At 70.3% G+C, this 22568-nt stretch carries 21 protein-coding genes; 14 read left to right on the top strand and 7 right to left on the bottom strand.

Annotated features, from left to right (window positions below; genetic code table 11):
• The first annotated feature begins 80 nt into the window (after positions 1-80).
• The 4 genes from MYL53_RS09270 (at position 81) to MYL53_RS09255 (ending at position 4008) form a co-directional block, all read left to right on the top strand.
• Positions 81-986 (top strand): DMT family transporter, encoded by a 906-nt coding sequence (locus MYL53_RS09270; RefSeq protein WP_247853458.1) that lies wholly within the window; start codon positions 81-83, stop codon positions 984-986.
• An 87-nt stretch (positions 987-1073) separates the two neighbouring features.
• A complete protein-coding gene (locus MYL53_RS09265; protein WP_247853456.1) occupies positions 1074-1343 on the top strand; it encodes a DksA/TraR family C4-type zinc finger protein in 270 nt (89 codons plus the stop codon).
• A 261-nt stretch (positions 1344-1604) separates the two neighbouring features.
• The gene (locus tag MYL53_RS09260) at positions 1605-3194 is read left to right on the top strand and encodes a bifunctional GNAT family N-acetyltransferase/carbon-nitrogen hydrolase family protein (protein ID WP_247853455.1); all 1590 of its coding nucleotides are present in this window, start codon (positions 1605-1607) and stop codon (positions 3192-3194) included.
• 4 nt (positions 3195-3198) lie between these two features.
• Complete coding sequence (locus tag MYL53_RS09255) at positions 3199-4008, top strand: M90 family metallopeptidase (RefSeq protein ID WP_247853453.1); 810 nt, start codon at positions 3199-3201, stop codon at positions 4006-4008.
• Between the two features lie 13 nt (positions 4009-4021).
• Here the strand turns inward: MYL53_RS09255 and sbmA are convergent, their stop codons facing one another.
• The 3 genes from sbmA to MYL53_RS09240 all read right to left on the bottom strand — a co-directional run bounded on the left by sbmA (position 4022) and on the right by MYL53_RS09240 (position 7494).
• A complete protein-coding gene (gene sbmA, locus MYL53_RS09250) occupies positions 4022-5254 on the bottom strand; it encodes a peptide antibiotic transporter SbmA (protein WP_247853452.1) in 1233 nt (410 codons plus the stop codon).
• A gap of 165 nt (positions 5255-5419) precedes the next feature.
• Positions 5420-6835 (bottom strand): sensor histidine kinase, encoded by a 1416-nt coding sequence (locus MYL53_RS09245; RefSeq protein ID WP_247853450.1) that lies wholly within the window; start codon positions 6833-6835, stop codon positions 5420-5422.
• On the bottom strand, positions 6832-7494 hold the full coding sequence (locus MYL53_RS09240; protein WP_247853448.1) for a response regulator: 663 nt from the start codon (positions 7492-7494) through the stop codon (positions 6832-6834). The genes MYL53_RS09245 and MYL53_RS09240 overlap by 4 nt, the downstream gene beginning before the upstream one ends.
• A 288-nt stretch (positions 7495-7782) precedes the next feature.
• Between MYL53_RS09240 and MYL53_RS09235 the strand changes: the two genes are divergently transcribed.
• From MYL53_RS09235 to MYL53_RS09220, 4 genes are read left to right on the top strand one after another with little or no spacing between them, the layout of a single operon-like run.
• Positions 7783-8544, top strand: a complete 762-nt coding sequence (locus MYL53_RS09235; protein WP_247853446.1) for a glycosyltransferase family 2 protein — start codon at positions 7783-7785, stop codon at positions 8542-8544.
• The gene (locus MYL53_RS09230; RefSeq protein ID WP_247853445.1) at positions 8541-8822 is read left to right on the top strand and encodes a lipid-A-disaccharide synthase N-terminal domain-containing protein; all 282 of its coding nucleotides are present in this window, start codon (positions 8541-8543) and stop codon (positions 8820-8822) included. The genes MYL53_RS09235 and MYL53_RS09230 overlap by 4 nt, the downstream gene beginning before the upstream one ends.
• 28 nt (positions 8823-8850) lie before the next feature.
• A complete protein-coding gene (locus MYL53_RS09225) occupies positions 8851-10566 on the top strand; it encodes an ArnT family glycosyltransferase (protein WP_247853443.1) in 1716 nt (571 codons plus the stop codon).
• A 22-nt stretch (positions 10567-10588) separates the two neighbouring features.
• Entirely contained in the window at positions 10589-12148 is a 1560-nt protein-coding gene (locus MYL53_RS09220; RefSeq protein ID WP_247853442.1) for an ArnT family glycosyltransferase, read from the top strand.
• Between the two features lie 15 nt (positions 12149-12163).
• On the opposite strand, the gene MYL53_RS09215 is transcribed toward MYL53_RS09220, so the two are convergent.
• Positions 12164-13042 carry a LysR substrate-binding domain-containing protein gene (locus tag MYL53_RS09215; RefSeq protein WP_247853440.1) on the bottom strand — a complete coding sequence of 293 codons (879 nt, stop codon included), beginning with the start codon at positions 13040-13042 and terminating at the stop codon, positions 12164-12166.
• Positions 13043-13149: 107 nt separating this feature from the next.
• Here MYL53_RS09215 and MYL53_RS09210 point away from each other — a divergent pair, with 107 nt between their 5' ends.
• Both MYL53_RS09210 and MYL53_RS09205 read left to right on the top strand, forming a co-directional pair.
• A complete protein-coding gene (locus MYL53_RS09210; RefSeq protein ID WP_247853438.1) occupies positions 13150-14319 on the top strand; it encodes a TauD/TfdA family dioxygenase in 1170 nt (389 codons plus the stop codon).
• A 100-nt stretch (positions 14320-14419) separates the two neighbouring features.
• Positions 14420-15097, top strand: a complete 678-nt coding sequence (locus tag MYL53_RS09205; RefSeq protein WP_247853437.1) for a TVP38/TMEM64 family protein — start codon at positions 14420-14422, stop codon at positions 15095-15097.
• Between the two features lie 76 nt (positions 15098-15173).
• On the opposite strand, the gene MYL53_RS09200 is transcribed toward MYL53_RS09205, so the two are convergent.
• A complete protein-coding gene (locus tag MYL53_RS09200) occupies positions 15174-16499 on the bottom strand; it encodes a glycosyltransferase (RefSeq protein ID WP_247853435.1) in 1326 nt (441 codons plus the stop codon).
• On the bottom strand, positions 16496-17446 hold the full coding sequence (locus MYL53_RS09195) for a LysR family transcriptional regulator (RefSeq protein WP_247853434.1): 951 nt from the start codon (positions 17444-17446) through the stop codon (positions 16496-16498). Before MYL53_RS09195 ends, MYL53_RS09200 begins: the two co-directional genes overlap by 4 nt.
• Before the next feature lie 105 nt (positions 17447-17551).
• Between MYL53_RS09195 and MYL53_RS09190 the strand changes: the two genes are divergently transcribed.
• Positions 17552-18631 carry a tartrate dehydrogenase gene (locus tag MYL53_RS09190; RefSeq protein ID WP_247853432.1) on the top strand — a complete coding sequence of 360 codons (1080 nt, stop codon included), beginning with the start codon at positions 17552-17554 and terminating at the stop codon, positions 18629-18631.
• Positions 18632-18708: 77 nt separating this feature from the next.
• On the opposite strand, the gene wrbA is transcribed toward MYL53_RS09190, so the two are convergent.
• Positions 18709-19305, bottom strand: coding sequence for an NAD(P)H:quinone oxidoreductase (gene wrbA, locus MYL53_RS09185; RefSeq protein ID WP_247853430.1), 597 nt, complete (start codon positions 19303-19305; stop codon positions 18709-18711).
• A 145-nt stretch (positions 19306-19450) separates the two neighbouring features.
• Between wrbA and MYL53_RS09180 the strand changes: the two genes are divergently transcribed.
• The 3 genes from MYL53_RS09180 to MYL53_RS09170 all read left to right on the top strand — a co-directional run bounded on the left by MYL53_RS09180 (position 19451) and on the right by MYL53_RS09170 (position 22452).
• Entirely contained in the window at positions 19451-20059 is a 609-nt protein-coding gene (locus MYL53_RS09180; protein ID WP_345740366.1) for a lipocalin family protein, read from the top strand.
• A gap of 116 nt (positions 20060-20175) precedes the next feature.
• Entirely contained in the window at positions 20176-21195 is a 1020-nt protein-coding gene (locus MYL53_RS09175; protein WP_247853428.1) for an SMP-30/gluconolactonase/LRE family protein, read from the top strand.
• A 264-nt stretch (positions 21196-21459) separates the two neighbouring features.
• Entirely contained in the window at positions 21460-22452 is a 993-nt protein-coding gene (locus tag MYL53_RS09170; RefSeq protein WP_247853427.1) for a succinylglutamate desuccinylase, read from the top strand.
• The last annotated feature ends 116 nt before the right edge of the window (positions 22453-22568 follow it).

Raw genomic sequence — 22568 nt, 5'->3', positions numbered from 1 at the left:
GCCCCCTCTGCTCGTTCGCCTTATCATCGATGGCTCATATTCAGGTCGCTAACGACCGCCATCGTCGACGCGAGGATGCCATGTCACCGTTCGTCTTCCTGCTGCCGCTCGGCGCCGTGCTGATCTGGTCGGGCAACATGACCATCAATCAGCTCACCGTCGGCGCCATCGCCCCCAGCAGCATCGCCTTCCTGCGCTGGCTGCTGGCGCTGGCGGTGATGACGCCCTTCGTCGCTCCGGCCGCCTGGCGCCATCGCGCCACCATCCGCCGCGAATGGCCGAAGCTGGCGACGCTCGGGCTCTTGGGCATGGGGCTGTGGCAGGGCCTGGCCTACGTGGCCGCCGAGACCACCTCGGCCACCAACATGGGCATTCTGGCCGCCATGGTGCCGCTGATCACGGTGCTGCTCAGCGCCCTGATACTGCGTGAACCGCCGAGCCTCGGCGGCGTGGCCGGCGGCGTGCTGGCGCTCGCCGGCGTCAGCGTGCTGCTGGGCCAGGGAGACCCGCTGTCGCTGCTCGAGCTGAAGGTCGCCACGGGTGACGCGCTGATGGTGGTGGCCGCCACCTGCTACGCCCTCTACGGGGTGATGCTGCGGCGCTGGACGATCGACCTGCCGCCCTGGGTGCTGCTCTACGCCCAGGTGATCTTCGCCGTGCTGCTGCTGTTGCCGCCCTACCTGGCGGGCCCGATGACGCCGGTCAACGCCGACAATCTCGGCCTGATCGCCTACGCCGGCATTCCCGCCTCGATCGTCACCACCTACCTGTGGATGCACGCCATCCGCCGTATCGGCGCCAACCGCTCGAGCATCTTCATCAACCTGATGCCGCTGTTCAGCGCCATCATCGCCATGTTCGTGCTTGGCGAGACCGTCTCCGCCTTCCACTTCCTGGGCGGCGCCCTGATTCTCGCCGGGGTGGTGATGGCCCAGACGCTGACCCGCCCGCTGGTCAGCCGCCAGGCAACTCGGCGCACGGGCTAGTCGATCCCGGCCGGACGCTCTGGACGCGGCCCGCACAGGCCCTAGGATGAAACCACGACACCACAACCACCACGGAGGACAGCGGAGATGGCCGGAGGCTGGTCGAAGGACGGCGACGTCCAGCAGCAGATCGACGACAGCGTGCAGGACGAGCTGGAGCGCGCCCGGCGCGCGATTCCCCGCGGCGAGAGCGCCCGTGAATGCGACGAATGCGGCGAGCCGATCCCCGAGGCGCGGCGCCAGGCGGTGCCCGGCGTGCGGCTGTGCCTCGCCTGCCAGGCCGAACGCGACAGGCGCCAGGGGCCGGGTGGCGGCGGCTTCAATCGCCGGGGCAGCAAGGACAGCCAGCTGCGCTAGACGGTGCAGGAAAGTGTCTGCGCTCGGCTATACGGCGTTAAACATCAGCTCGTGCGCGAGTCCGATCGAACTGCTCATTTACCCCCCAAGTAAACTCCGCATTCTCGCTGATGTTTGCCTTGTCTAGCCTTCGCTCGACGACTTTTTCGATTGCGCCGGAAGGTCGAGTGCGATCGCGAGGCTCCCCCACTACGCCTGTCGGCCCGAGGCCAAGAGGCTGCTAAACTGCGGCTTTCGTTCCCCGACCGGAGAGCCCGCGGCATGTCCCTCGACGATCTGCATCTCAATCTGCGCAACCTGACGCAGGACGACTATCCGCAGCTCAAGACGCTGATGGACGCCGTCTACCACGACATCGGCGGCGCCTGGCCCGAGCACACCATCGACAAGCTGATCCAGGCGTTTCCCGACGGCCAGATCGCCATCGAGGACGACGGCCGGCTGGTCGGCGTGGCGCTGACCGTGCAGGTCGACTACGACGAGTTCTCCAACCCCCACCAGTACGACGACCTGATCGGCAGCCGCGAGATCATCCTCAACGACGCCGAGGGCGATGCCATGTACGGCCTCGACGTGCTGATCCACCCGGACTACCGCGGCTACCGTTTGGGTCGGCGACTCTACGAGGCGCGCAAGGAGCTGTGCCGCTCGCTGAACATGCGGGCGATCCTGGCCGGCGGGCGGATTCCCCAATACCACCAGTACGCCGACGAGCTCTCGCCGGCGGAATACATCGACAAGGTGGCGCGCAAGGAGATTCACGACCCCATCCTGTCGTTCCAGCTGGCCAACGATTTCCAGGTCAAGCGGCTGCTGCGCAAGTACCTGCCCGAGGACGAGAAGTCCCAGGGCTACGCGACCCTGCTGGAGTGGAACAACATCCTGTTCGAGCCCGCCGAGCGAGTGCTCGAGACGCGCAAGACCCAGGTCCGCGTCGGCGCCGTGCAGTGGCAGATGCGCGAGTTCGCCTCGGTCGAGGCGGTGCTGCAGCAGGTCGAGTACTTCGTCGACGCCCTGGCCGACTACCAGAGCGACTTCGCGGTCTTCCCGGAGCTGTTCAACGCCCCGCTGATGGGCCTGCAGGACCGCGCCGCCCAGCAGGACCAGATCGCCGCCATCCGCTTCCTGGCCGGCTTCACCGAACGCTTCAAGACCGAGCTGTCGCGCATGGCGGTGGCCTACAACATCAACATCGTGGCCGGCTCGATGATCGAGGTCGGCGAGGAAGACCGGCTCTACAACGTCGCCTACCTGTGCCACCGCGACGGCTCCATCGAACGCCAGGCCAAGCTGCACATCACGCCCCAGGAGCGTCGCGACTGGGTGATCGAGGGCGGCGACGAGCTGCAGGTGTTCGAGACCGACGCCGGCCGCATCGGCATCCAGATCTGCTACGACGTGGAGTTCCCCGAGCTGTCGCGGCTGCTCGCCGAGCAGGACATGGACATCCTGTTCGTGCCGTTCTGGACCGACACCAAGAACGGCTACCTGCGGGTGCGCCACTGCGCCCAGGCCCGCGCCATCGAGAACGAGTGCTACGTGGTGCTGTGCGGCAGCGTCGGCAACGTGCCGTCGATCGAGAACCTCGACATCCAGTATGCCCAGTCGTCGGTGTTCTCGCCCTCGGACTTCTCCTTCCCCCACGATGCCGTGCTGGCCGAGACCACGCCCAACACCGAGATGATCATGTTCTCGGACCTGGACCTGACCCGGCTCACCGTGGTGCGCAACGAGGGCTCGGTGACCAACCTCAAGGACCGCCGCCAGGACCTGTTCGACCTGCGCCTGCGCGACTGGTCGTGGAAGTCCGGGGGGCGGCCATCCGGGGGCCGCGACGCGGACGAGAGCTGAGGCCGTGCTGGAACGGCTGAAGCGCTGGCGGGCGGCGCGCTTCGAGGCCCGCCACCCCTTCCCCGCCGACGACTGGGTCGAGGCCCGGGCGCGGCTGCCGCTGCTCGCCGCCGTGCCCGAGCCGGCCGCCGAACGCCTGGGTCATCGCGCCTGGCGCTTCGCCCATGCCAAGCGCCTGAGCCGCCATCCCGAACTCGATCCGTCGATCGACTTCGACGTGCCGGCGCGGCTGGCCATCGCCGCCCAGGGCTGCCTGCTGACCCTGGGCTGGGACGAGACCACCCACCGCGAGGCCTTCGCCGGGCTGCACGAGATCCTGATCGTGCCCGACGCCTTCCATCGCCGGGTGGAGGAGATGGACGAATTCGGGGTGATGCACGCGTACGACGATGAGCGCGCCGGCGAGACCTCCCACCAGGGCCCAGTGGTGGTGGCCTATCCGGACCTGATGGAAAGCGGGAGGCTGGACGGCTTCAACGTGGTGATCCACGAGCTGGCCCACAAGCTCGACATGGCCAACTCGCTGGACGCCGACGGCTATCCGCCGCTCCCCGGCGACATGGACCCGCACGACTGGCACCGGGTCTTCACCGCCGTGTGGGACGACCTCCAGGCGCACCTCGCCCGCGGCGAGCCGACGCCCATCGACGACTACGCCGCCAGCCATCCCGGTGAATGCTTCGCGGTGAGCTGCGAATACTTCTTCGCCGCCCCCGAGGCGCTGCACGCCGCCTATCCCGCCCTCTACGCCCTGCTCGCCCGCTACTTCGGCCAGGACCCGCGGAGCTGGCCCGCCGCCGCGCACGACGGCTGAGGCCGCCAGACGTCTAGCCCGGCTGGGCCTCCAGGCGAGGCGCTTCCTGCTCGGCGAGCATCGCCTCGAAATGCCGCAGGCGCTTGTAGATCGACAGCAGCTCGATGATGGTCGGCCAGGAGTTGACCAGGTACTGGAACGACTCGCGCACCTGGCCGAAGACGTTGAGGATCTGCTGCAGCAGGCCCAGCGTCAGCTTGCCGGCGACGATCGACGGCGTCAGCACGACGAAGGCGAAGACGGTGTCCGCCTGCAGATAGAAGATCCGCGCGACGTTGAAGTAGGCGTAGTGCCAGTACAGCCGGAAATAGCTGCGACGCACGTTGGCGAACAGCTCGGCGACCGTGACCGGCTCGCCCCGCCGCGGATCGTCCTCGGCATAGACCAGCTCCTTGCGATAGGCCGCCTCGACGCGCTGGTTGCGAAACTCGAGCCCGGGCAGGCGAATCCCCACCAGCATCAGCAGCAGCGTGCCGGCCAGCGACCAGACCAGCGCCGACCACACCAGGGCGTCGGGCAGCGCCCCGATCAGCGGCAGCTGCACCACGTGGCGGGACAGCCCGACCAGCAGCGGCAGGAAGGCGATCAGCGTCAGCACCGACTTGAGCAGGCTCACGCCCAGGCTCTCCAGGGTGCTCGAGAAGCGCATGGTGTCTTCCTGAACGCGCTGCGCCGCGCCCTCGACCCCGCGCAGGCGCGGCCAGCGAGCCATGTAGTAGGCGTTCATCGCCGTGCGCCAGCGGAAGATGTAGTGGCTGACGAAGAACAGGTTGAAGACCCCGATCGAGACGGCGAAGAAGGCGATGCCGGCGAACGCCGCCATCTCCCCGTAGACGTCGCTCGCCGCGACCGTGCCGTCGCCGCTCAGGGCCTGCTGGATCATGTTCCAGAAGGGGCCGTACCAGGCGTTGACGGCGACGCTGGTCTGCACCATGAAGTAGGTGAGAAAGATCAGCAGGGCGCTGCCGAAGATCGACCAGCGCTGCCAGGGGTGCGGCTGCCGCCAGCACCAGAAGGCGCCGAACAGGCCGGTGCAGAGGGCGTAGTAGAGGTAGAACCACAGAAAGCTCGGCGACCAGAAGCGCGAGGCGCCGATGGGCAGCGCGGCGCCGTCGCCCGGCGGGCCCAGCCCGACGACTCCGCCCCAGCCTCTCGCCGTCGTCTCCCACAGCAGGCCGACGGCCAATACCCACAGGGCGGCGCTGGCGAAGAACCAGGATGGCTTGGGGAAGAAGGAACGGAACACGGCGAGGCCCTCGGTGGCGGGAGGTGGTCGTTAGCAACGAAACAGTGTTGTCATCGACCACAAGCCAGCGCTCATGTTCAGCGAGGCTCGGTTCGCCCGCCATCGGTCCCGTCGATCCTGCCCGCGCGGCGCCCGGCGGGCGCCACGCCTCCGGGGACGCAAGGCTCAGGCGTTGGTGCCATCGCCCTCCACCGCCGGCCAGCACAGCGCAGCCTCCAGGCCGTGCGGATGACAGTTGCGCAGCGTCAGCCGGGCCTGCTGGCGCTCGGCCAGCTGCTTGACGATCGACAGCCCCAGGCCGCTGCCGGTGGTGCGCTGGTCGGCGGCGCGCCGGAAACGCTCGGTGATGGTGGCGAGAGCCTCTTCCGGGATCCCCGGGCCGCTGTCGCGCACCGAAAGCACGGCGCCGCCGGGCGTCTCGGAGAGCGTGATCGCCACCTCGCCGTGCTCCGGGGTGTAGCGCAGGGCGTTGTCCAGCAGGTTGCGGATCAGGATGCCCACCTCGACCGGATCGGCCCGCACCCACAGCGCCTGAGCACCGTGCAGGGTCATCTCCTGTTGCCGTGCCTGAGCCCAGGGCCACAGCTCGGCGACCAGCTCGAGCACCAGCGGATAGAGGTCGATGTTGCGGGCCTCGCGCGTCTCGCGGCGATCCAGCCGCGCCAGCACCAGCAGCTGCTCGACCACCCGCTGCAGCCGTTCCACGCCGCGATAGGCCTTGTCCAGCGAGTCCTTCTCTCCGGCCCGGGCGTTGTCGAGATGGATCTTCAGCCCGGCCAGCGGCGTGCGCAGCTCGTGGGCGGCGTCGGCGGTGAAGCGCCGTTCGCGCTCGAGGGTCTCGCGCAGGCGGGCGATGAAGTCGTTGATCGCCTTGCGCAGCCCGGTGAGTTCGCGGGGCACGCCGACGTCGATGAAGCCGAGCTCGCGCTCGCCGCGCCCGGCCACTTCACGCGACAGGGTGCCGATCGGAATCAGCCCGCGGCGCACGATCCAGCCCATGGCGACGAGCAGCAGCGGCAGCGCCAGCAGCATCGGCACCAGGTTGCCCAGGGCGACCTTGCGCTCGAGCTCCTGCATGAACTCGATGCTCACCCCGGAGCGGATCCACAGCCCGCTGTTGTCGTCGAACATCGAGAACACCCGCCAGCGGCCGCCGTCGTACGCGACCCAGGCATAGCCCTCCTCGTCGGGCGCCGGGAAGGCGCCCTCGCGGCTCCAGGGCGAGCCCATCAGCAGCGGGCTGCCGTCGCGCTGCCAGAAGCCCAGCGACAGCTCCCGCTCCTCGTGATGGTAAAGCGCCGCCACTTGCCCGGTCTCGCCGAGGGTCGGCTCGCCGTTGTGATAGAAACGCGCGAGATGCCCCGGCTGACTCAGCCGCTCGGCGATCCGGCGGAAATCGTCGGTGGAGGTATCGGGGCCGATCAGGCTCGCCACCACCCGCCCCTGCAGGCTGAGCTGGGCGTCGAGGATCTCCTCGGTCTCGTGGGCGGTGATCAGGTAGGCGGCGGTGACCGTGAGCAGGGTCGCCCCGGCCAGTACCAGCGCCAGGGTGCGGCTGAGATAGCGGCGAATCGACTTCATGCGCTGCCGGCGTTCAGGCGATAGCCGACACCCCGGATGGTGGTGATCAGGCCCTTGTGGAACTTCTTGCGCAGGTGGTGGATATGCACCTCCACGGCGTTGGAGGCCACTTCCTCCTCCCAGCCGTAGAGCAGGTTCTCGAGCCTGGGGCGCGTCATCACCCGATCCGCATGGCGCGCCAGCTCCAGCAGCAGCGCGTACTCGCGGCGCGTCAGCGTGATCTCCTCGCCCTGCCAGATCACCCGGTGGCGGGCCTCGTCGATGCGCAGCTCGCCCACATCGAGATACTGCGAGGCGCGCCCCTCGGCGCGGCGCATCACCACCCGCAGGCGGGCCAGCAGCTCGGCCAGGTCGAAGGGCTTGAGCACGTAGTCGTCGGCACCGCCGTCGAGGCCCGCCAGGCGCGACTCGATGTCGTCGCGGGCGGTGAGGATCAGCACCGGCAGCGAGCCGCGGCCGCGCACCGCCTCCAGCACCTTCATGCCGTCGATGTCCGGCAGGCCCAGATCGAGAATCATCACCGAGAAATCGTCATAGCGGGCCGCCGCCATGGCCTCGTGGCCGTTCTCCAGCCAATCGACGGCATACCCCTCGCGCAGCAGGGCGGTCTTGATTCCGTCCCCCAGCAGCGGGTCATCCTCCACCAGCAGCACGCGCATGCGCCTCTCCCTTTCGTCGCCTCGTCCGGTCCGCTTTCTTAAGCGTTGTCATTCGTGGGCATAGTCATCGCTTAAGCGCCCACCACCGCAGACCACACCTGTTCGGAAACCCAGGCGCGACGGGGAGTTGCGATATATCGGCGTCCTCGTCCTGCCTCCCTCGCGCGGGCTTTTCACAGGCACCATAATGAAGCAAGCTTAAGGCTTGGTTAAGACAGTCGCCTTAAGATTATTCGCTTTGAGCCCAAGCCAGTGGAAAGGGCCCTGGACAGTGGAGAGTGAGCCCCAGTGAGTGTCCCGCTAGTTTCCGTGATCATTCCCGCCCGAGACGAGTCGGGCAACCTGCCCGGACTGCTCGACGAAATCGCCGCCGCCCTGGCGGCCATCGACCATGAAGTGCTGGTCGTGGATGACGCCTCGCGGGACGGCAGCTGGGCGATGCTCGAAGCCCGGGCGGCCGCGGACGACCGGCTGCGCCCATTGCGCCATGCCGAGAGCGCCGGGCAGAGCACCTCGGTGTGGCAGGCCGCTCACCAGGCCCGCGGCGAGTGGCTGGCGACCCTCGACGGCGACGGCCAGAACGACCCCGCCGACCTGCCGCGACTGATCGAGCGTGCCCGCCAGGGCGACGTCACCCTGGTCGCCGGGCACCGCACCACCCGTCGCGACGACTGGCTCAAGCGCCTGTCCTCTAAGGTGGCCAACCGCGTGCGCAGCGCCCTGCTCAAGGACGACACCCCGGATACCGGCTGTGGCCTCAAGGTCATCCATCGCCGGGCCTTCCTGCGCCTGCCCTACTTCAACCACATGCACCGCTTCCTGCCGGCACTGATCCTGTCCCAGGGCGGCCGCTGCGTGTCGCTGCCGGTCAACCACCGCCCGCGCGGCGCCGGGCGCTCCCACTACGGCCTCAACAACCGCCTGTGGGCCGGCCTGCTCGACATCCTCGGCGTGATGTGGCTGAGCCACCGCTCGCGGCTGCCGGCCGAGCTGACGCCTCTGGAACGCGAGCATCACGATACCTCCTCGACGCAGAGAGACACCCCATGAACACCGAGTGGTTGTGGCTGGCCGTGGGCTTCCTGGGCCAGGCGCTGTTCTCGGCGCGCTTCCTGGTCCAGTGGCTGGCCAGCGAGCGTGCCCGGCGCAGCATCGTGCCCAAGGCCTTCTGGTTCTTCAGCCTCGCCGGCGGCGTCACCCTGCTGGCCTACGCCATCTATCGCCGCGACCCGGTGTTCATCGCCGGCCAGGGCGCGGGGCTGTTCATCTACTTCCGCAACCTGATGCTGATCCGCCGCGAGACCCGCCTCAGCCGGGCTCAGCAGTGACCCACGCTTACCCCACGCGAGATCGACCATGACGCGTCCCGCCTACCTTCACCGTCTTCCGTCCCTCTCCTGGTGGTGGCTGCTCGGCCTCGCCGCCATCTTCCTCGGCGTGGGCCTAGGCCTGCGCGACCCCTGGCCCGCCGATGAGCCGCGCTTCGCCCTCAACGCCCTGGAGATGATCCGCACCGGGCAGTTCTGGATTCCGTTCCGCGGCGGCGAGCCCTATCCGGACAAGCCGCCGATCTTCATGTGGGCCATCGCCGCCGGCATCCAGCTCACCGGCTCGGTGCGCCTGGGCTTCCTGCTGCCCTCGCTGCTCGGCGCCCTGGGCACCCTGGGGCTGGTCATGGACCTGTCGAATCGCCTCTACGGCCGCCGCGTGGCCTGGCTGGCCGGCCTGGCGCTGCTGTCGTGCTTCCAGTTCGGCCTGCAGGCGCGCACCGCCCAGATCGACATGCTGGTCACCGGCTTCATCACCCTCGGCGCCTACGGCCTGATGCGCCACGCCCTGCTCGGCCCCGATCGCCGCTGGTGGCTGATCGGCTGCGCCGGCATGGGCCTGGGCGTGCTGACCAAGGGCGTCGGCTTCCTGCCGCTGCTGATGGTGCCGTTCTGGGCGCTGCTGGCCTGGCGCGGCCAGGCGACGCGCCCCACCTGGCGCGACCTCGGCCTGGGACTCGCCGTGCTGCTCGGCGTGGTGCTGCTGTGGGTCGGCCCCATGGCGATCACCACCAGTCTCAGCGACAATCCGCTGCTGACCGCCTACCGCGACAACATCCTGTTCAAGCAGACCGGCGAGCGCTACGCCGACTCCTGGCACCACCTGAAGCCCTGGTACTACTTCCTGGCGGAGGTGATCCCCTGGGCCTGGCTGCCGATGGTGCTGGCGCTGCCCTGGCTGGTGCCCGCCTGGTGGCGGCGCGGCAAGCGCCTGGACGCCCGCGTGCTGCTGCCCCTCGGCGGGCTGGTGATGATCATCGCCTTCTTCTCGCTGTCGCCGGGCAAGCGCGGGGTCTATCTGCTGCCGACCCTGCCGCTGCTGGTGCTGGCCTCGGCGCCGCTGCTGGCGGGCCTGCTGTGCCGGCCGCGGCTGCACTGGCTGGGCAGCGCCGTGCTGGCGCTGTTCGGCGTCGTCTTCCTCGCCGCCGGGGTGCTCGGCGCCCTGGGGCTGCCGGCCTTGGCCGATCTCGCCGAGAAGCACGGCGTCGTGCCCTGGGCCTGGTGGAGCCTGCTCGGACTCACCGCCCTGGGGCTGCTGGCCTGGGGCCGCCCGCGTCGCGGTCTGGTGACGCTCTCGGCCTGGCTGGCGGTGTTCTGGCTGAGCTGGTCGACCTGGGGCTACGCGCTGATGGATCACGCCCGTTCGCCCCGCGACTTCATGGCCGCGGCCGTGGCGCAGACCGGCCCCGACGCCTGGCTGGCGATGCCCGACTTCGACGAGGAGTTCCTGCTCCAGGCGCGTCAGCCGATGGTCCACTTCGGCTATCACACCCCGGACGCCGAGCAGTTCGCCCGCGCCTTCGCCTGGCTCAACGCGGCCCCGGACGAGCGCTGGATGCTGGTGCCCCAGCACCGCGACGAGGCCATCGCCTGCGCCGACCTCGCCCAGGCCCGCGACATGGGCGTGCAGAACAGCGAAGCCTGGTGGCTGATCCCCGGCACGGCCTTCACCGCCTGCCAGGGCGATGCCCAGGCCGCGCCGCTCTTCGTGGCGCCCACCACCCTGCCCCGGACGAACGACTAGCGAGCCCGCCATGCGCCCCTGCATGACACTCTTTGGCGGGACCGCGCTGGCGGCCCTGCTGGGGGCCGCCAGCCTGCTGATCCGGGTCGGCGCGCTGCCGCTGATGCCCATCGACGAGACCCGCTACCTGTCGGTGGCCTGGGAGATGTGGCAGCACCACTCGCTGCTGGTGCCGCTGCTCAACGGCGAGCCCTACGCCCACAAGCCGCCGCTGCTGTTCTGGCTGATCCAGCTCGGCTGGGCCCTGTTCGGCACCTCGACGCTCGTCTCTCGGCTGATGATTCCGCTGGTGGGGCTCGGGGCCTTCTGGCTGCTGGCCGACATCGTGCGGCGGCTGGCCCCGGACGCTCGCGCCACGGCCCGGTGGGCGCCGCTGGTGCTGTTCGGCACCACCCTGTGGTGGCTCTACCTGCCGCTGAGCATGTTCGACATCCTGCTCACCACCTGCCTGCTGCTGGCCGTCGACGGCCTGGTGCGCCATCTCACCGGCGGGCACCGCCGGGCGCTATGGCTGGCCGGGCTGGGCCTGGGCCTCGGGGTGCTGGCCAAGGGTCCGGTGGTGTATCTCTACTGGCTGCCGCTGGCGCTCGGCCTGCGCTGCTGGCGGCCGGCAGCAGGCCCGACGACGGCCGCCGCCTACCGCGGCGTGCTGGCAGCGAGCCTGCTGGGCGCGCTGATCGGCCTGGCCTGGGCGCTGCCGGCGGCCTGGGTCGGCGGCTCGGACTATGCCGGCGCCATCCTCTGGCATCAGGCCACGGGGCGGCTGGTCGACGCCTTCGACCACGCCCGCCCCTGGTACTGGTATCTGCCGGTGCTGCTCGCCGCGGGCCTGCCCTGGGTCGCGCTGTGGAGTCGGCAGCGCCCCTGGCTGGCCACGCCCCTGCAGCGCTTCGCCGCCTGGGGCGTGCTGCCGCCACTGCTGCTGCTGAGCCTGATCAGCGGCAAGCAGATCCACTACCTGATGCCGACGCTGCCCTTCCTGGCCCTGTGGCTCACCGAACGTCTGGTCGCGCGCCCGCCTGGTCGCCCCTGGTACCTCATCGCGCTGCTGGCCGGGGTCGCCGGGCTGATGCTGGCGCTGCCCGAGCTCGCCGCCCGCACCCTGCCCGCCGAACCGCTGTCCGGCTGGACGCGCCTCGGCGCCCTGCTGCCGCTGGGGCTCGCCGCCTGGCTGTTCCGGCGGCCCCGGCGCGCGGTGCTGGTGCTGGCCTGGCCCGCGGCGCTGCTCGCCCTGCTGTGGCTGCTGTCGCCGACCCTGCAGCGTCACTACGACCTGTCGCCGATGGCCGAGCGGCTGGCCGGACTGGAGCATCAGGCCGCGCCGCTGGCCTATGACGGCGACTATCAGGACCAGTTCCGCTTCCTGGGTCGCCTGAGCACCGACCTGGCGGTATTCGAGCACGACCAAGCGCTGGCCGACTGGGCCCGCGCCCATCCAGGGGGCTACCTGATCGCCTCGCGACGCACCACCTCGCCGCGCCGCGAGGCCCTGGCGGCCTTCCATCAGCCCTACCGGGGACGCACTTACTTCCTGGTGCCCGCCGAGCGCTGGAACGCCTTCATCGCCACCTCGTCCGACTAGATCCGCCGCTCCGGCTCAGCCGGCCGGCGACTCGAGCCCCCGCGCCAGCCACGCCCACAGCCGTTCGGCCTCCGGGCGCGGCCGGCGCCGCGCCTGTCGCACCAGCCAGAAGCCCTCGTCGCTTTCCACCGGCAGGTCCAGGGCGATGACCAGATCGTCGCGCTCCGTCACCAGCCGGCGGTGCGTCAGCGCGATGCCCGCACCGCGGGCGGCCAGCGACAGGGTCATCATCTGGTTGTCGCAGGACAGCGCCGCACAGCGTGACTCCATCCCCGCGGCGCCCACCGCCTCCAGCCAGGCCGGCCAGCCCACCGCAAACCCCACCGCATGCAGCAGGGTGTGGCCGGCCAGGTCCGCCGGCGTCGTCAGGCGCTCGGCCAGCGCCGGCGCGCACACCGGCACCATCACCGCCTGGCCCAGCGACAGCGCTTCCACGCCCGGCCAGTCGCCGCGGCCGTAGCGGATCTCCAGATCGGCGCCCTCGGGGCCGAAGTCGTCCGGCCAGATGGCGCTGACCAGGCGCAGCGCGATGTCGGGATGGGACTCGCGGAAGGCCGCCACCCGGGAGGCCAGCCAGTTCTGCTGCACCACCGGCGTGGTACGCAGGGTCACTGGCGACTCGCCGGGCTCGCCGAACACCTCCTGGGTGCCCTCGGCCAGCCGCGTGAAGGCGTCCTGCAGGCTGGGCAGCCAGGCCTGGCCGGCGGGCGTCAGGCTCAGGCTGCGCGGGTGGCGCACGAACAGCCGCTGGCCCAGGCGATCCTCGAGCAGGCGCACCCGCTGGCTGATCGCGGCCTGGGTGACGCCGAGCTCGTGGCCGGCGGCGGTGAAGCTCAGGGTGCGGGCGGCGGCCTCGAAGGCCTGCAGCCACAGCAGCGGTGGCAGCGACATCATGAAAAAGCCTGTCATAAATTTTATGGGGTCATAGGCCCCAGATTAATCGTTTGTCGGCGCAGCGCCCAGCCTTCATCCTCGTCGCATCCATGAAGGAGGAGCCGATCATGACCGACACGCCGACCGCCGAAGCACGCCCCAGCCTGCCCATGGCCGAACTCGACGACCATGCCGGCGGCGCCGGGCTGATCGAGGTCGACGCCGGCGCGACCCGCCTGACCCTGGCCTGGGAAGACGGCGAGCGCGCCGCCTTTCCGCTGAGCTGGCTGCGCGACCACTGCGCCTGCCCCGAGTGCCGCCATCCGACCACCCGCGAGCGCCTCTACATGGGCCTCGAGGTGCCGGAGACGCTCGAGGCGAGCCTCGAGGACGGCAACCTGACGCTGATCTGGGCCGACGGCCACGTCAGCCGCTTCGACGCCGGCTGGCTGCACCAGCGCCGCCCCGGCCAGCCACGCCGCGACGCCGTGCCGGCTCGCCGCCCCTGGCAGGAAGGCTTCCGCCCCGTCAGCGTCGCCCACGCCGACTTCGTGGCCGGCGCCGAGGGCGAACGCGCCTGGCTGACCGCCCTGCTGCGTGACGGCCTGGTGCTGCTCGAGGACGGCCCGCTGGCCGACGAGGAAGTCAGCCGCCTGGCCGGCCGCATCGGCCCGCTGCGCGCCACCAACTTCGGCGCCCGCTTCGACGTTCGCTCCAAGCCCACCCCCAACAACGCCGCCTACACCGCCATCGGCCTGGCGCTGCACACCGACCTGCCGAACTGGCGCCATCCGCCGGACATCCAGCTGCTCTACTGCCTGGAGAACGACGCCGAGGGCGGCGAGTCGACCTTCGTCGACGGCTTCGCCGCGGCCGAGGCCCTGCGTCGCCAGGCCCCGGAGGCGTTCCGCCGCCTCGCCGAGACGCCGATCGACTTCCGCTTTCAGGACGAGGCGCACGACATCGTGCTGACCGCCCCGCTGCTGTCGCTCGATGCGGCCGGGAACGTCATCGAGGTGCGCCTCAACAACTGGATCCGCGACACCCTGCGCCTGCCGCTGGAGCAGATCGACGCCTGGTACGACGCCTACCGCGCCTTCTGGCAGCTGGCCCAGGATCCGGACAACCGGCTCGAATTCGCCCTGGCCCCGGGCCAGATGGTCGCCTTCGACAACCGCCGGGTACTGCACGGCCGCCAGGCCTTCAACCCGGAGAGCGGCCGCCGCCACCTCCAGGGCACCTACCTGGACCTCGACCTGTGCGAGTCCCGCCTGCGGGTACTGGCGCGCGACGCCTGATCCGCCAGCCCGGCGTCGCGGTCCTGCGGCGCCGGGGCTTTGGGCCATGGCGTCACTGCCGTATGCTGTGGCCTGACGCTGAACAGGAAGCTCGCGCCCCATGTCCCGATCCCTCGGCCTCATCGCCCTGACCCTCACCCTGCTCGTCTCCCTCGGCCTGCTGTGGCAGTGGCTGGCCATGCAGGACCTGCTGACCGTCGACAGCCTGATGGCCCTGGCCAAGGGCTCGGTGGCCTGGCGCGACGCGCCCTGGGCGGTGCTGGTGGTGATGGCGGTCTACGCCGGCGCCTCGCTGGTGATGTTCCCGCTGAGCCTGCTGGTGGCGCTGACGGGGCTGCTGTTCGGCCCCTGGTGGGGCTTCGGCTACGCCCTGGCCGGCACGCTCAGCGCCTCGGTGCTGACCTGGTGGGTGGGTCGCAAGCTGGGACGCGATGCCCTGCTGCGCTACGGCGGCCAGCGGCTCAAGGGGATGTCGCGCTACCTCTCGGGGCGCGGCATCCGCACCATGACGCTGGTCAACCTGCTGCCGCTGGCTCCCTTCACCCTGACCAACATGATGGCCGGCGCCTTTCACCTGCGCTTTCGCGACTACATGATCGGCTCGACCCTGGGCATCCTGCCGGGGCTCGCCGGGGTGACGCTGCTCGGCAGCCAGCTCGGACAGCTGGCCGCCGCCGAGAGCCGCAAGGAAGTGATCGTGGCCCTGGGCGGGCTGGCGCTGGGGGCGGGGCTGCTGTTCGGACTCAAGCGCTGGGCCGATCGCCGCCGGCGCCGCTGACGGGGACCGGCCGGCCTCGAGGAGCTCGCACGATAGAGAGTGGCGCGCTTGCAGAGCCGCCTACATGGAGGGCGGCTTACTTGGAGGGCAGTTCGGGCTCGTCGGAGCGATTGCCGGGCCACCAGGAGGGCCGCTCCTGCTCCCACTCCTCCTGCACCAGGTGGCGCAGGATCCGCCCGCGATAGCGCAGCATCTGCCACTCGGCGCCCAGCCGGCCGCGCACCCGATCCCAGCCGCCCTCGTCGGCGTGGGTGAAGGGGCCGCCGCGGGCGATCACCCGCCGATAGACGGCCAGGCAGCGCTCGGCGCAGAGCCGCTCGTCGTAGTCGGCAGCGGTCACCAGGGCGCCGTGATGCAGCGGCTTGCGCACCGCGGCGTCACCGAGCTCGATCAGCGCCGCCGCCATGGCATCGGCGTCGTCCTCGGCCAGCAGGCGGCCGTTCTCGCCGTCCGCCACCACCTCGACCACGCCGGGCGCCTCGACCGCCACCACCGGCAGGCCAGCGGCCATGGCCTCGGCCACCACCATGCCCTGGGTCTCGCTGTGGGAGGCGAAGGCGAAGACGTCCATGGCGTGGTAGGCGTCGATCAGCGCCTGGCCCTGCAGGCGCCCGGTGAAGTGGACGCGCGCGTCCACGCCCCACTCCTCGGCCACCGCGGCCATGCCCTCGGCGGCATCGCCGTCGCCGACCACCAGGAAGTGGGCCTCCGGCCGCGCGTCCAGCGCCTGGCACACCGCCTCGGCCAGAAACACCAGATTCTTCTCCCGGGCCAGCCGCCCCAGGTGGCCGATCACGTAGGCGTCCTCGGGAATGCCCTGCGCTTCCCGGCAGGCGGCGCCGTCGCCCTGGGTGAAACGCGCCGTATCCACGCCGCTCGGCACCACGCGGATCTCGGGATTGCCGTCCCGCGCCAGCAGCAGGTCGCGGATGCTCTCGCTGGGCGCGATGACGGCGTCGCACAGCCAGGTGTACTGGGTGGCCAGGGCCACGGCGAAGCGCTGCATGCGCGGCGAGTCGCCCGGCACGTAGTGGGTGTAGTGCTCGTAGAGGGTGTGGTGGGTGAACACCAGCGGCAGGCCGTAGGTCTCGGCGGCGCGGGCCGCGGTGTCGCCGAGCAGGAAAGGGTGATGGGCATGCACCAGGTCCGGCTCGAAGGCCTCGATGGCGTCGTAGAGCTGACCGGGGATCGGCACCGGCAGCGAGAAGTCGCTGCCGTTGAAGTGCTGGACCGCGACCACCCGCACCACGTCGGCTTCGAAGTCGGGCTGCCCCTCCAGGCGCGGGGCCACCACCAGCACCTTGTGCCCCGCGGCCTGGAGCTGCCGCTTGAGCCGCTGCACCGACTCGCTGACGCCGCCGACGATGGGCAGATAGGTATTGGTGAACATCAGCACATTCACGGTGGCGACTCTCCTTGCCTGGCTTGCGGAAGCACGTCCTGTGCCGGCACGCGTCCCGGCATCTCCTGCTCAAGATAGGCGATGAAGGCACGAATCCGCAGCGGGACATGGCGGCGCCGATCATACACGGCATGGAAGTCCGCGCGCACGCCCCGCCAGCTCGGCAGCAGTTCGACCAGGCGCCCCGCGGCCAGATCCTCGTGCACGTCCCACCAGGAGCGCAGGGCGATGCCATGGCCCTCGCGAGCCAGGCCACGGATCACCTCGCCGTCGTTGCTGGCCAGCGGGCCGGTGACCTTGACCGCACGCTCCTGGTCCGAGACGTCGCGGCGCTCGAAGCGCCATACCGCGTAGTCGCTGGCGATCTCGCGCAGCACCAGACAGGGGTGTCGGGCCAGATCGGTCGGCTCGTTCAGCGGCGGCATGTCGGCCACGTAGCCCGGCGCCGCGCACAGCACGCGCCGGCTGGCCAGGATGCGCCGGGCCACCAGACGCGAGTCCGGCGGCTCGCCGACCCGGATACCGATGTCGATGCCCTGGTCGGCCAGGCCGAGCGGAAAGTTGGTCAGCTCGAGGCTCGCCTCCAGGCGCGGGTGTCGACTGCAGAAGGCCGACAGCAGCGGCGCCACGTGGCGACGGCCGAAGCCGAAGGTGGCGTTGATGCGCAGCGGCCCGGACAGCTCGGCGCCGCGATCGCCAAGGGTCTCCTCGAGCTCGGCCAGGTCGTCGAGGATGGCGCCGCCGCGGGCCAGATAGCGCTCACCCTCGGCGGTCAGCGTCAGCCGTCGGGTGGTACGCGCCGCCAGCGACACGCCCAGGCGTGCCTCGAGCCGCTGCAGGCGCTTGCTCACCGCCGACAGCGACAGCCCCAGCTCCCGGGCGGTGGCGGTCAGGCTGCCGGCCCGGGCCAGGCGCCGGAAGAAGGCCAGATCGTCGAGGGGCGCCACCGCATTCTCCATCTGAAATCAACAATGGCTTGAATGTTACCCCGATTATCTCCGCCATGCCCGCCGCTAGACTAGACCTACGCTCATTCCCCGACAGGAGTTCCCATGACCCAGCGCATCGCCGTGCTCGCCGGTGACGGCATCGGCAAGGAAGTCATGCCCGAGGGCCTGCGCGCCCTGGAGGCCGCCGCCCGCCGCTTCGACCTCGACCTGGCCTTCGAGGCCTTCGACTTCGCCAGCTGCGACTACTACCTCGAGCACGGCCAGATGCTGCCCGACGACTGGCATTCGACCCTGGTCGCCTTCGACGCCCTCTACTACGGCGCCATCGGCTGGCCGGAGAAGGTGCCGGACCACGTCTCGCTGTGGGGCTCGCTGCTCAAGTTCCGCCGCGAGTTCGACCAGTACGTCAATCTGCGCCCCTGCCGCCTGCTGCCGGGCATCGAGAGCCCGCTGGCCGGGCGCCGGCCGGGCGACATCGACTTCTACGTGGTGCGCGAGAACACCGAAGGCGAGTACTCCAGCGTCGGCGGCACCATGTTCGAGGGCACCGAGCGCGAGGTGGTGATCCAGGAGACGGTGATGACCCGCACCGGCGTGGACCGGGTGCTGAAGTACGCCTACGACCTGGCTCAGTCGCGGCCGAGAAAAAAGCTCACTTCGGCCACCAAGTCCAACGGCATCGCCATCACAATGCCCTGGTGGGACACGCGCGTGGCGGCCATGGGCGAGCGCTATCCGGAGGTCGAGGTCGACAAGTTCCACATCGACATCCTCACCGCCAACTTCGTGCTCCACCCGGACTGGTTCGACGTGGTGGTGGCCAGCAACCTGTTCGGCGACATCCTCTCCGACCTGGGCCCGGCCTGCACCGGCACCATCGGCGTGGCGCCCTCGGCCAACATCAACCCCGAGGGCACCTTCCCGAGCCTGTTCGAGCCGGTCCACGGCAGCGCCCCGGACATCGCCGGGCGCGGCATCGCCAACCCCATCGGCCAGATCTGGTCCGGCGCCATGATGCTCGAGCACCTGGGCCACCCGGAGGCCGGCGCGGCCATCCTCGCCGCCATCGAGGCGGTGCTAGCCGAGGGCGACGCCGGGACGCTGACGCCGGATCTCAAGGGCCTCGGCACCACCGCGGGCCTGGGCCGCGCCATCGCCGAGCGCATTGCCGCCGATGCGTGAATGAGGGCCCGCAACGACGGCCCCTGAACGACGACGCCCCGCGGCAGCGGGGCGTCGTCTGCGCCGAATCGAGCGGACTAGCCGGCCAGCTTCGCCGCGATGCCGGCCACGTGCTCGCCCTGGAAGCGCGCCAGCTCGAGCTCCGTGTCGCTCGGCTGGCGCGAGCCGTCGCCGCCGGCGAGGGTCGCGGCGCCGTAGGGCGAGCCGCCCTTGACCTCGGAGATGTCGAACTGGGCCTCGAGGCCGTAGCCCAGCGGCACGATCACCATGCCGTGGTGGGCCAGGGTCGGCCACACGCTGAGGATGGTGGACTCGTTGCCGCCGCCGGTGCCGGTAGAGGTGAAGACGCTGGCGACCTTGCCGCGCAGCGCGCCCTTGGCCCACAGGCCGCCGGTCTGGTCGAAAAAGGTGCGCATCTGGCCGGACATGTTGCCGAAGCGCGTGGGCGTGCCGACGATCAGCGCATCGTAGTCGGCCAGCTCCTGGGGGCTCGCCTCGGGGGTGTCGAAGGTCCGGCCGCCGGCCTTGGCGAAGACCTCGGCGTCCATGGTCTCGGGCACGCGCTTGACGGTGACCTCGACGCCGGCGACGCGGCCGGCCCCGTCGGCCACGGCCCGGGCCAGGGTATCGATATGGCCGTACATGGAGTGATAGAGCACCAGCACCTGGGTCATGAGTCTGCCTCCTGAGGCGTTGAGCAATAAGGGATAGCGGTTGCGCCTATGCAGCCTAGCCATCTTTCGCGGTAGCCGCCTGGAGGTCGCGCCGGTTCGCGATTATGCTGATCCGAGCCGGCACGCACTCGACACGGAGGTCCCGATGCCCACCGCCACGCGTCTCTTCCCACGCTCCACCTCGCTCCCTTCCCTGCCTCGCCGCGGTCGGGCGCTGCTCGGCGCCGCCCTGCTGCCGCTCGGGCTCGCCGCCTGCACCGGCATGCCCCAGGGCACCCAGGTCGTCGACGGCTTCGACGCCGAGCGCTATCTGGGCCGCTGGTACGAGATCGCCCGCCTCGATCACTCCTTCGAGGAGGGCCTGGACTGCGTCACCGCCGACTACGCCCGTCGCGACGACGGCGGCATCCGGGTGATCAACCGCGGCGTCGATCTCGCGACCGGCGAGGTCGACGTCGCCGAGGGCAAGGCCTATCCCACCGGCGAGCCCGGCCAGGGCCGGCTCAAGGTCAGCTTCTTCGGCCCCTTCTACGCCGGCTACAACGTGCTGGCGCTGGACGACGACTACGGCTGGGCGCTGGTCGCCGGCCCCGACCGCGACTACCTGTGGATCCTCTCGCGCACGCCCGAGCTGCCTGACGCGATCTACCGCGACCTGGTCGAGCGCGCCGCGTCGCTTGAATTCCCGGTCAACGAGCTGATCGAGGTGGAACAGGGCGAGGCCGCCTGCGGGCCCTGGCGCCGCGAGGGCTGATCGCGTGCCATGCAAAATGTACAACATACGTTTGTCGTAGTTACACATACACGACCTTCACGTCATCCTCATGAACGCACTCCGAACAACAAACGTGCTTTCACATGAGGTGATATATGACGATAGGACGCCGTCAATTCCTGGCCGGGACCGCCGCGCTGACCGCCGTGGCGAGTTCCCCCTCGCTGTTCGCCCGCGCCGAGCTGCCCGAACGCTATCCCAACGACTGCTGGCAGGTGCTCGACGAGCGCTTCGAGCGCTACATGCTGTTCAACTCGCCGCTTCAGCGGATCTGGAGCGGCGGGCTGTGGCTCGAGGGGCCGGCCTGGAACGCCGTCGGCCGCTACGCGGTGTTCAGCGACATCCCCCGCGCCCGCCAGATGCGCTGGGACGAGGCCAGCAACACGGTCAGCGTGCTGCGCCACGAGGTCGGCCACTCCAACGGCAACGCCTTCGACGACCGCGGCCGGCTGATCGCCTGCGAGCACTCGCCGGCCCGGGTGGTGCGCTATGAATGGGACGGCGGCGTGACCGTGCTGGCCGACGGCTGGCAGGGCAAGCGCCTCAACGCGCCCAACGACCTGGTCACCCTGCCCGGCGGCGGCGTCATCTTCACCGATCCCGGCTACGGCGCCCACGTGGACTACGAGGGCCACAAGCGCGAGCTGGAGATCGAGCCGGCGGTCTACTACGTCGACGACACCCTGGACGAGCCGCTGCGCCTGACCACCGCTCCCTACAAGCCCAACGGCATCGCCCTGAGCCCCGACCGGCGCAAGCTCTACGTGACCGACACCGCGCCGTCGCACTATCCCGACCAGCCGCCCGCCATCTTCCGCTTCACGCTCGCCGAGGACGGCAAGGCCGTCTCCGACGGCGAGCGCCTGGTGGAAGGCCAGGGCGAGGGCTACGACGGCATGGCCGTGGACGAGGACGGCAATCTCTGGGTCGGCACCTCCGGCGGCGAAGGCAAGGACGGCGTCAGCATCTTCACCGCCGAGGGCGAGCGCATCGGTCGCATCCTGCTGCCCGAGGTCTGCGCCAACGTCTGCTTCGCCGGCGAGGACCGCAACCGGCTGCTGATGACCGCGAGCCGCTCCATCTACACCCTCTACACCGGTGCCCGCGGCGTCTGAGCCCGCCCGCACCGACTCGGCGCGCATTCGCGTCGCGCCGCTCGGCCGGCGCCCGGCCACGATGGCAGGGCGCCGGCTTTTCATTCACGCACCGGGCATTTTCATCAAATCGACAGGGGCCCTTGCGGCGGCCGGCCCGTCCCGGGAAGGTAAGCCCAGACTCCGCCTCCACAACGATATAACAAGGATTCTGCGCCATGCCCTGCATTCCGATGCCAAAGGCCCCGCAGGCCGCCCACCGGCCGCCGATCGCGCGAGGTCGCCATGCTGGCTGAGTGGCTCTCCACCACCCTGGACGATGCACCCGCCGCCCCCGCCGGCGAGCTGCTCGGCGGCCGCTACCGCATCCTCGGTCCCGGCCTGCTCGAGCTGACCCCCGCATCACCGTCGCCCACGGCCCCGGCGCTGGTGGTCTCCGCCGGCATCCACGGCAACGAGACCGCCCCCATCGAGCTGCTCGGCGACCTGCTGGCGCGGCTGGAAGCCGGCCGACTGACGCTCGGCGCCCCGACGCTGGTGATCCTCGGCAATCTGGAGGCCATCCGCGCCGGCACCCGCTTCGTCGAGACCAATCTGAACCGGCTGTTCCGCCGCGGCCTCGACGCCAGGGGCCGGGAGGCGGATCGCGCCCGCGAACTGATGGCCGCGGTGGACGCCTTCTACTCACGCCACGACGGGCGGCCCCGGGTCCACCACGACCTGCACACCGCGATCCGCGACAGCCAGTATCCGCGCTTCGCCGTCGAGCCCTTCGCCGAGGCCGAGACGCCCGCCGAACAGTGGCGACAGCTGGCCGGCGCCGACATCCAGGCGGTGCTGCACCAGCACACCCACAGCTGGACCTTCTCCCACTATTCGAAGCACTACCACGGCGCGGCCGCCTTCACCCTGGAGCTGGGCCGCGCCCTGCCGTTCGGCCACAACGACCTGGCGCCGCTGGCGCCCATGGGCGCACTGCTCGCCGCGCTGGTGGCGGATACGCCGCCCGTCGAGCGCCCGGCGAGCGAGATGGCCTTCTTCCGCGTCGAGCACGAGCTCAAGCGCCAGGCCGAGGACTTCCGGCTGTGCTTCGCCGAGGCCACGCCGAACTTCACCGAGTTCGCGCCCGGCACCCGGCTGGCGGAAGACGCCGTGGGCGGCGCCTTCACGGTCGAGGCGGCGCCACTGCGGGTGGTCTTCCCCAACGCCAGGGTAGAGATCGGCGCCCGCGCCGCGCTGCTGGTCAGCGCGACGACGCCGCCGGACGACGCCACCTAGCGGTGCAGATCTTGGCAGGCCGGGCACCGCTCGGCCTCGGACCAAGGTCGAAGCATCAAACAAGCAAGAAGAACTGCCGTTCACCGTCGAGACTGGTAGAATCGCCCCCTTTTTCA

It is taken from the genome of Halomonas getboli (assembly GCF_023094245.1).
Classification (GTDB): domain Bacteria; phylum Pseudomonadota; class Gammaproteobacteria; order Pseudomonadales; family Halomonadaceae; genus Halomonas; species Halomonas getboli.
The sequence above is the reverse complement of the archived record's forward strand: the minus strand, read 5'-3'. Positions and strand labels throughout refer to the sequence as shown.

What these genes read in the sequence shown, in the direction of transcription:
- MYL53_RS09270 (WP_247853458.1), top strand. Translation starts at nt 81, where the DNA reads ATGTCACCGTTCGTCTTCCTGCTGCCGCTCGGCGCCGTGCTGATCTGG.
- MYL53_RS09265 (WP_247853456.1), top strand. Translation starts at nt 1,074, where the DNA reads ATGGCCGGAGGCTGGTCGAAGGACGGCGACGTCCAGCAGCAGATCGAC.
- MYL53_RS09260 (WP_247853455.1), top strand. Translation starts at nt 1,605, where the DNA reads ATGTCCCTCGACGATCTGCATCTCAATCTGCGCAACCTGACGCAGGAC.
- MYL53_RS09245 (WP_247853450.1), bottom strand. Translation starts at nt 6,835, where the DNA reads ATGAAGTCGATTCGCCGCTATCTCAGCCGCACCCTGGCGCTGGTACTG.
- MYL53_RS09240 (WP_247853448.1), bottom strand. Translation starts at nt 7,494, where the DNA reads ATGCGCGTGCTGCTGGTGGAGGATGACCCGCTGCTGGGGGACGGAATC.
- MYL53_RS09230 (WP_247853445.1), top strand. Translation starts at nt 8,541, where the DNA reads ATGAACACCGAGTGGTTGTGGCTGGCCGTGGGCTTCCTGGGCCAGGCG.
- MYL53_RS09225 (WP_247853443.1), top strand. Translation starts at nt 8,851, where the DNA reads ATGACGCGTCCCGCCTACCTTCACCGTCTTCCGTCCCTCTCCTGGTGG.
- MYL53_RS09220 (WP_247853442.1), top strand. Translation starts at nt 10,589, where the DNA reads ATGACACTCTTTGGCGGGACCGCGCTGGCGGCCCTGCTGGGGGCCGCC.
- MYL53_RS09215 (WP_247853440.1), bottom strand. Translation starts at nt 13,042, where the DNA reads ATGATGTCGCTGCCACCGCTGCTGTGGCTGCAGGCCTTCGAGGCCGCC.
- MYL53_RS09210 (WP_247853438.1), top strand. Translation starts at nt 13,150, where the DNA reads ATGACCGACACGCCGACCGCCGAAGCACGCCCCAGCCTGCCCATGGCC.
- MYL53_RS09205 (WP_247853437.1), top strand. Translation starts at nt 14,420, where the DNA reads ATGTCCCGATCCCTCGGCCTCATCGCCCTGACCCTCACCCTGCTCGTC.
- MYL53_RS09190 (WP_247853432.1), top strand. Translation starts at nt 17,552, where the DNA reads ATGACCCAGCGCATCGCCGTGCTCGCCGGTGACGGCATCGGCAAGGAA.
- wrbA (WP_247853430.1), bottom strand. Translation starts at nt 19,305, where the DNA reads ATGACCCAGGTGCTGGTGCTCTATCACTCCATGTACGGCCATATCGAT.
- MYL53_RS09180 (WP_345740366.1), top strand. Translation starts at nt 19,451, where the DNA reads ATGCCCACCGCCACGCGTCTCTTCCCACGCTCCACCTCGCTCCCTTCC.
- MYL53_RS09175 (WP_247853428.1), top strand. Translation starts at nt 20,176, where the DNA reads ATGACGATAGGACGCCGTCAATTCCTGGCCGGGACCGCCGCGCTGACC.
- MYL53_RS09170 (WP_247853427.1), top strand. Translation starts at nt 21,460, where the DNA reads ATGCTGGCTGAGTGGCTCTCCACCACCCTGGACGATGCACCCGCCGCC.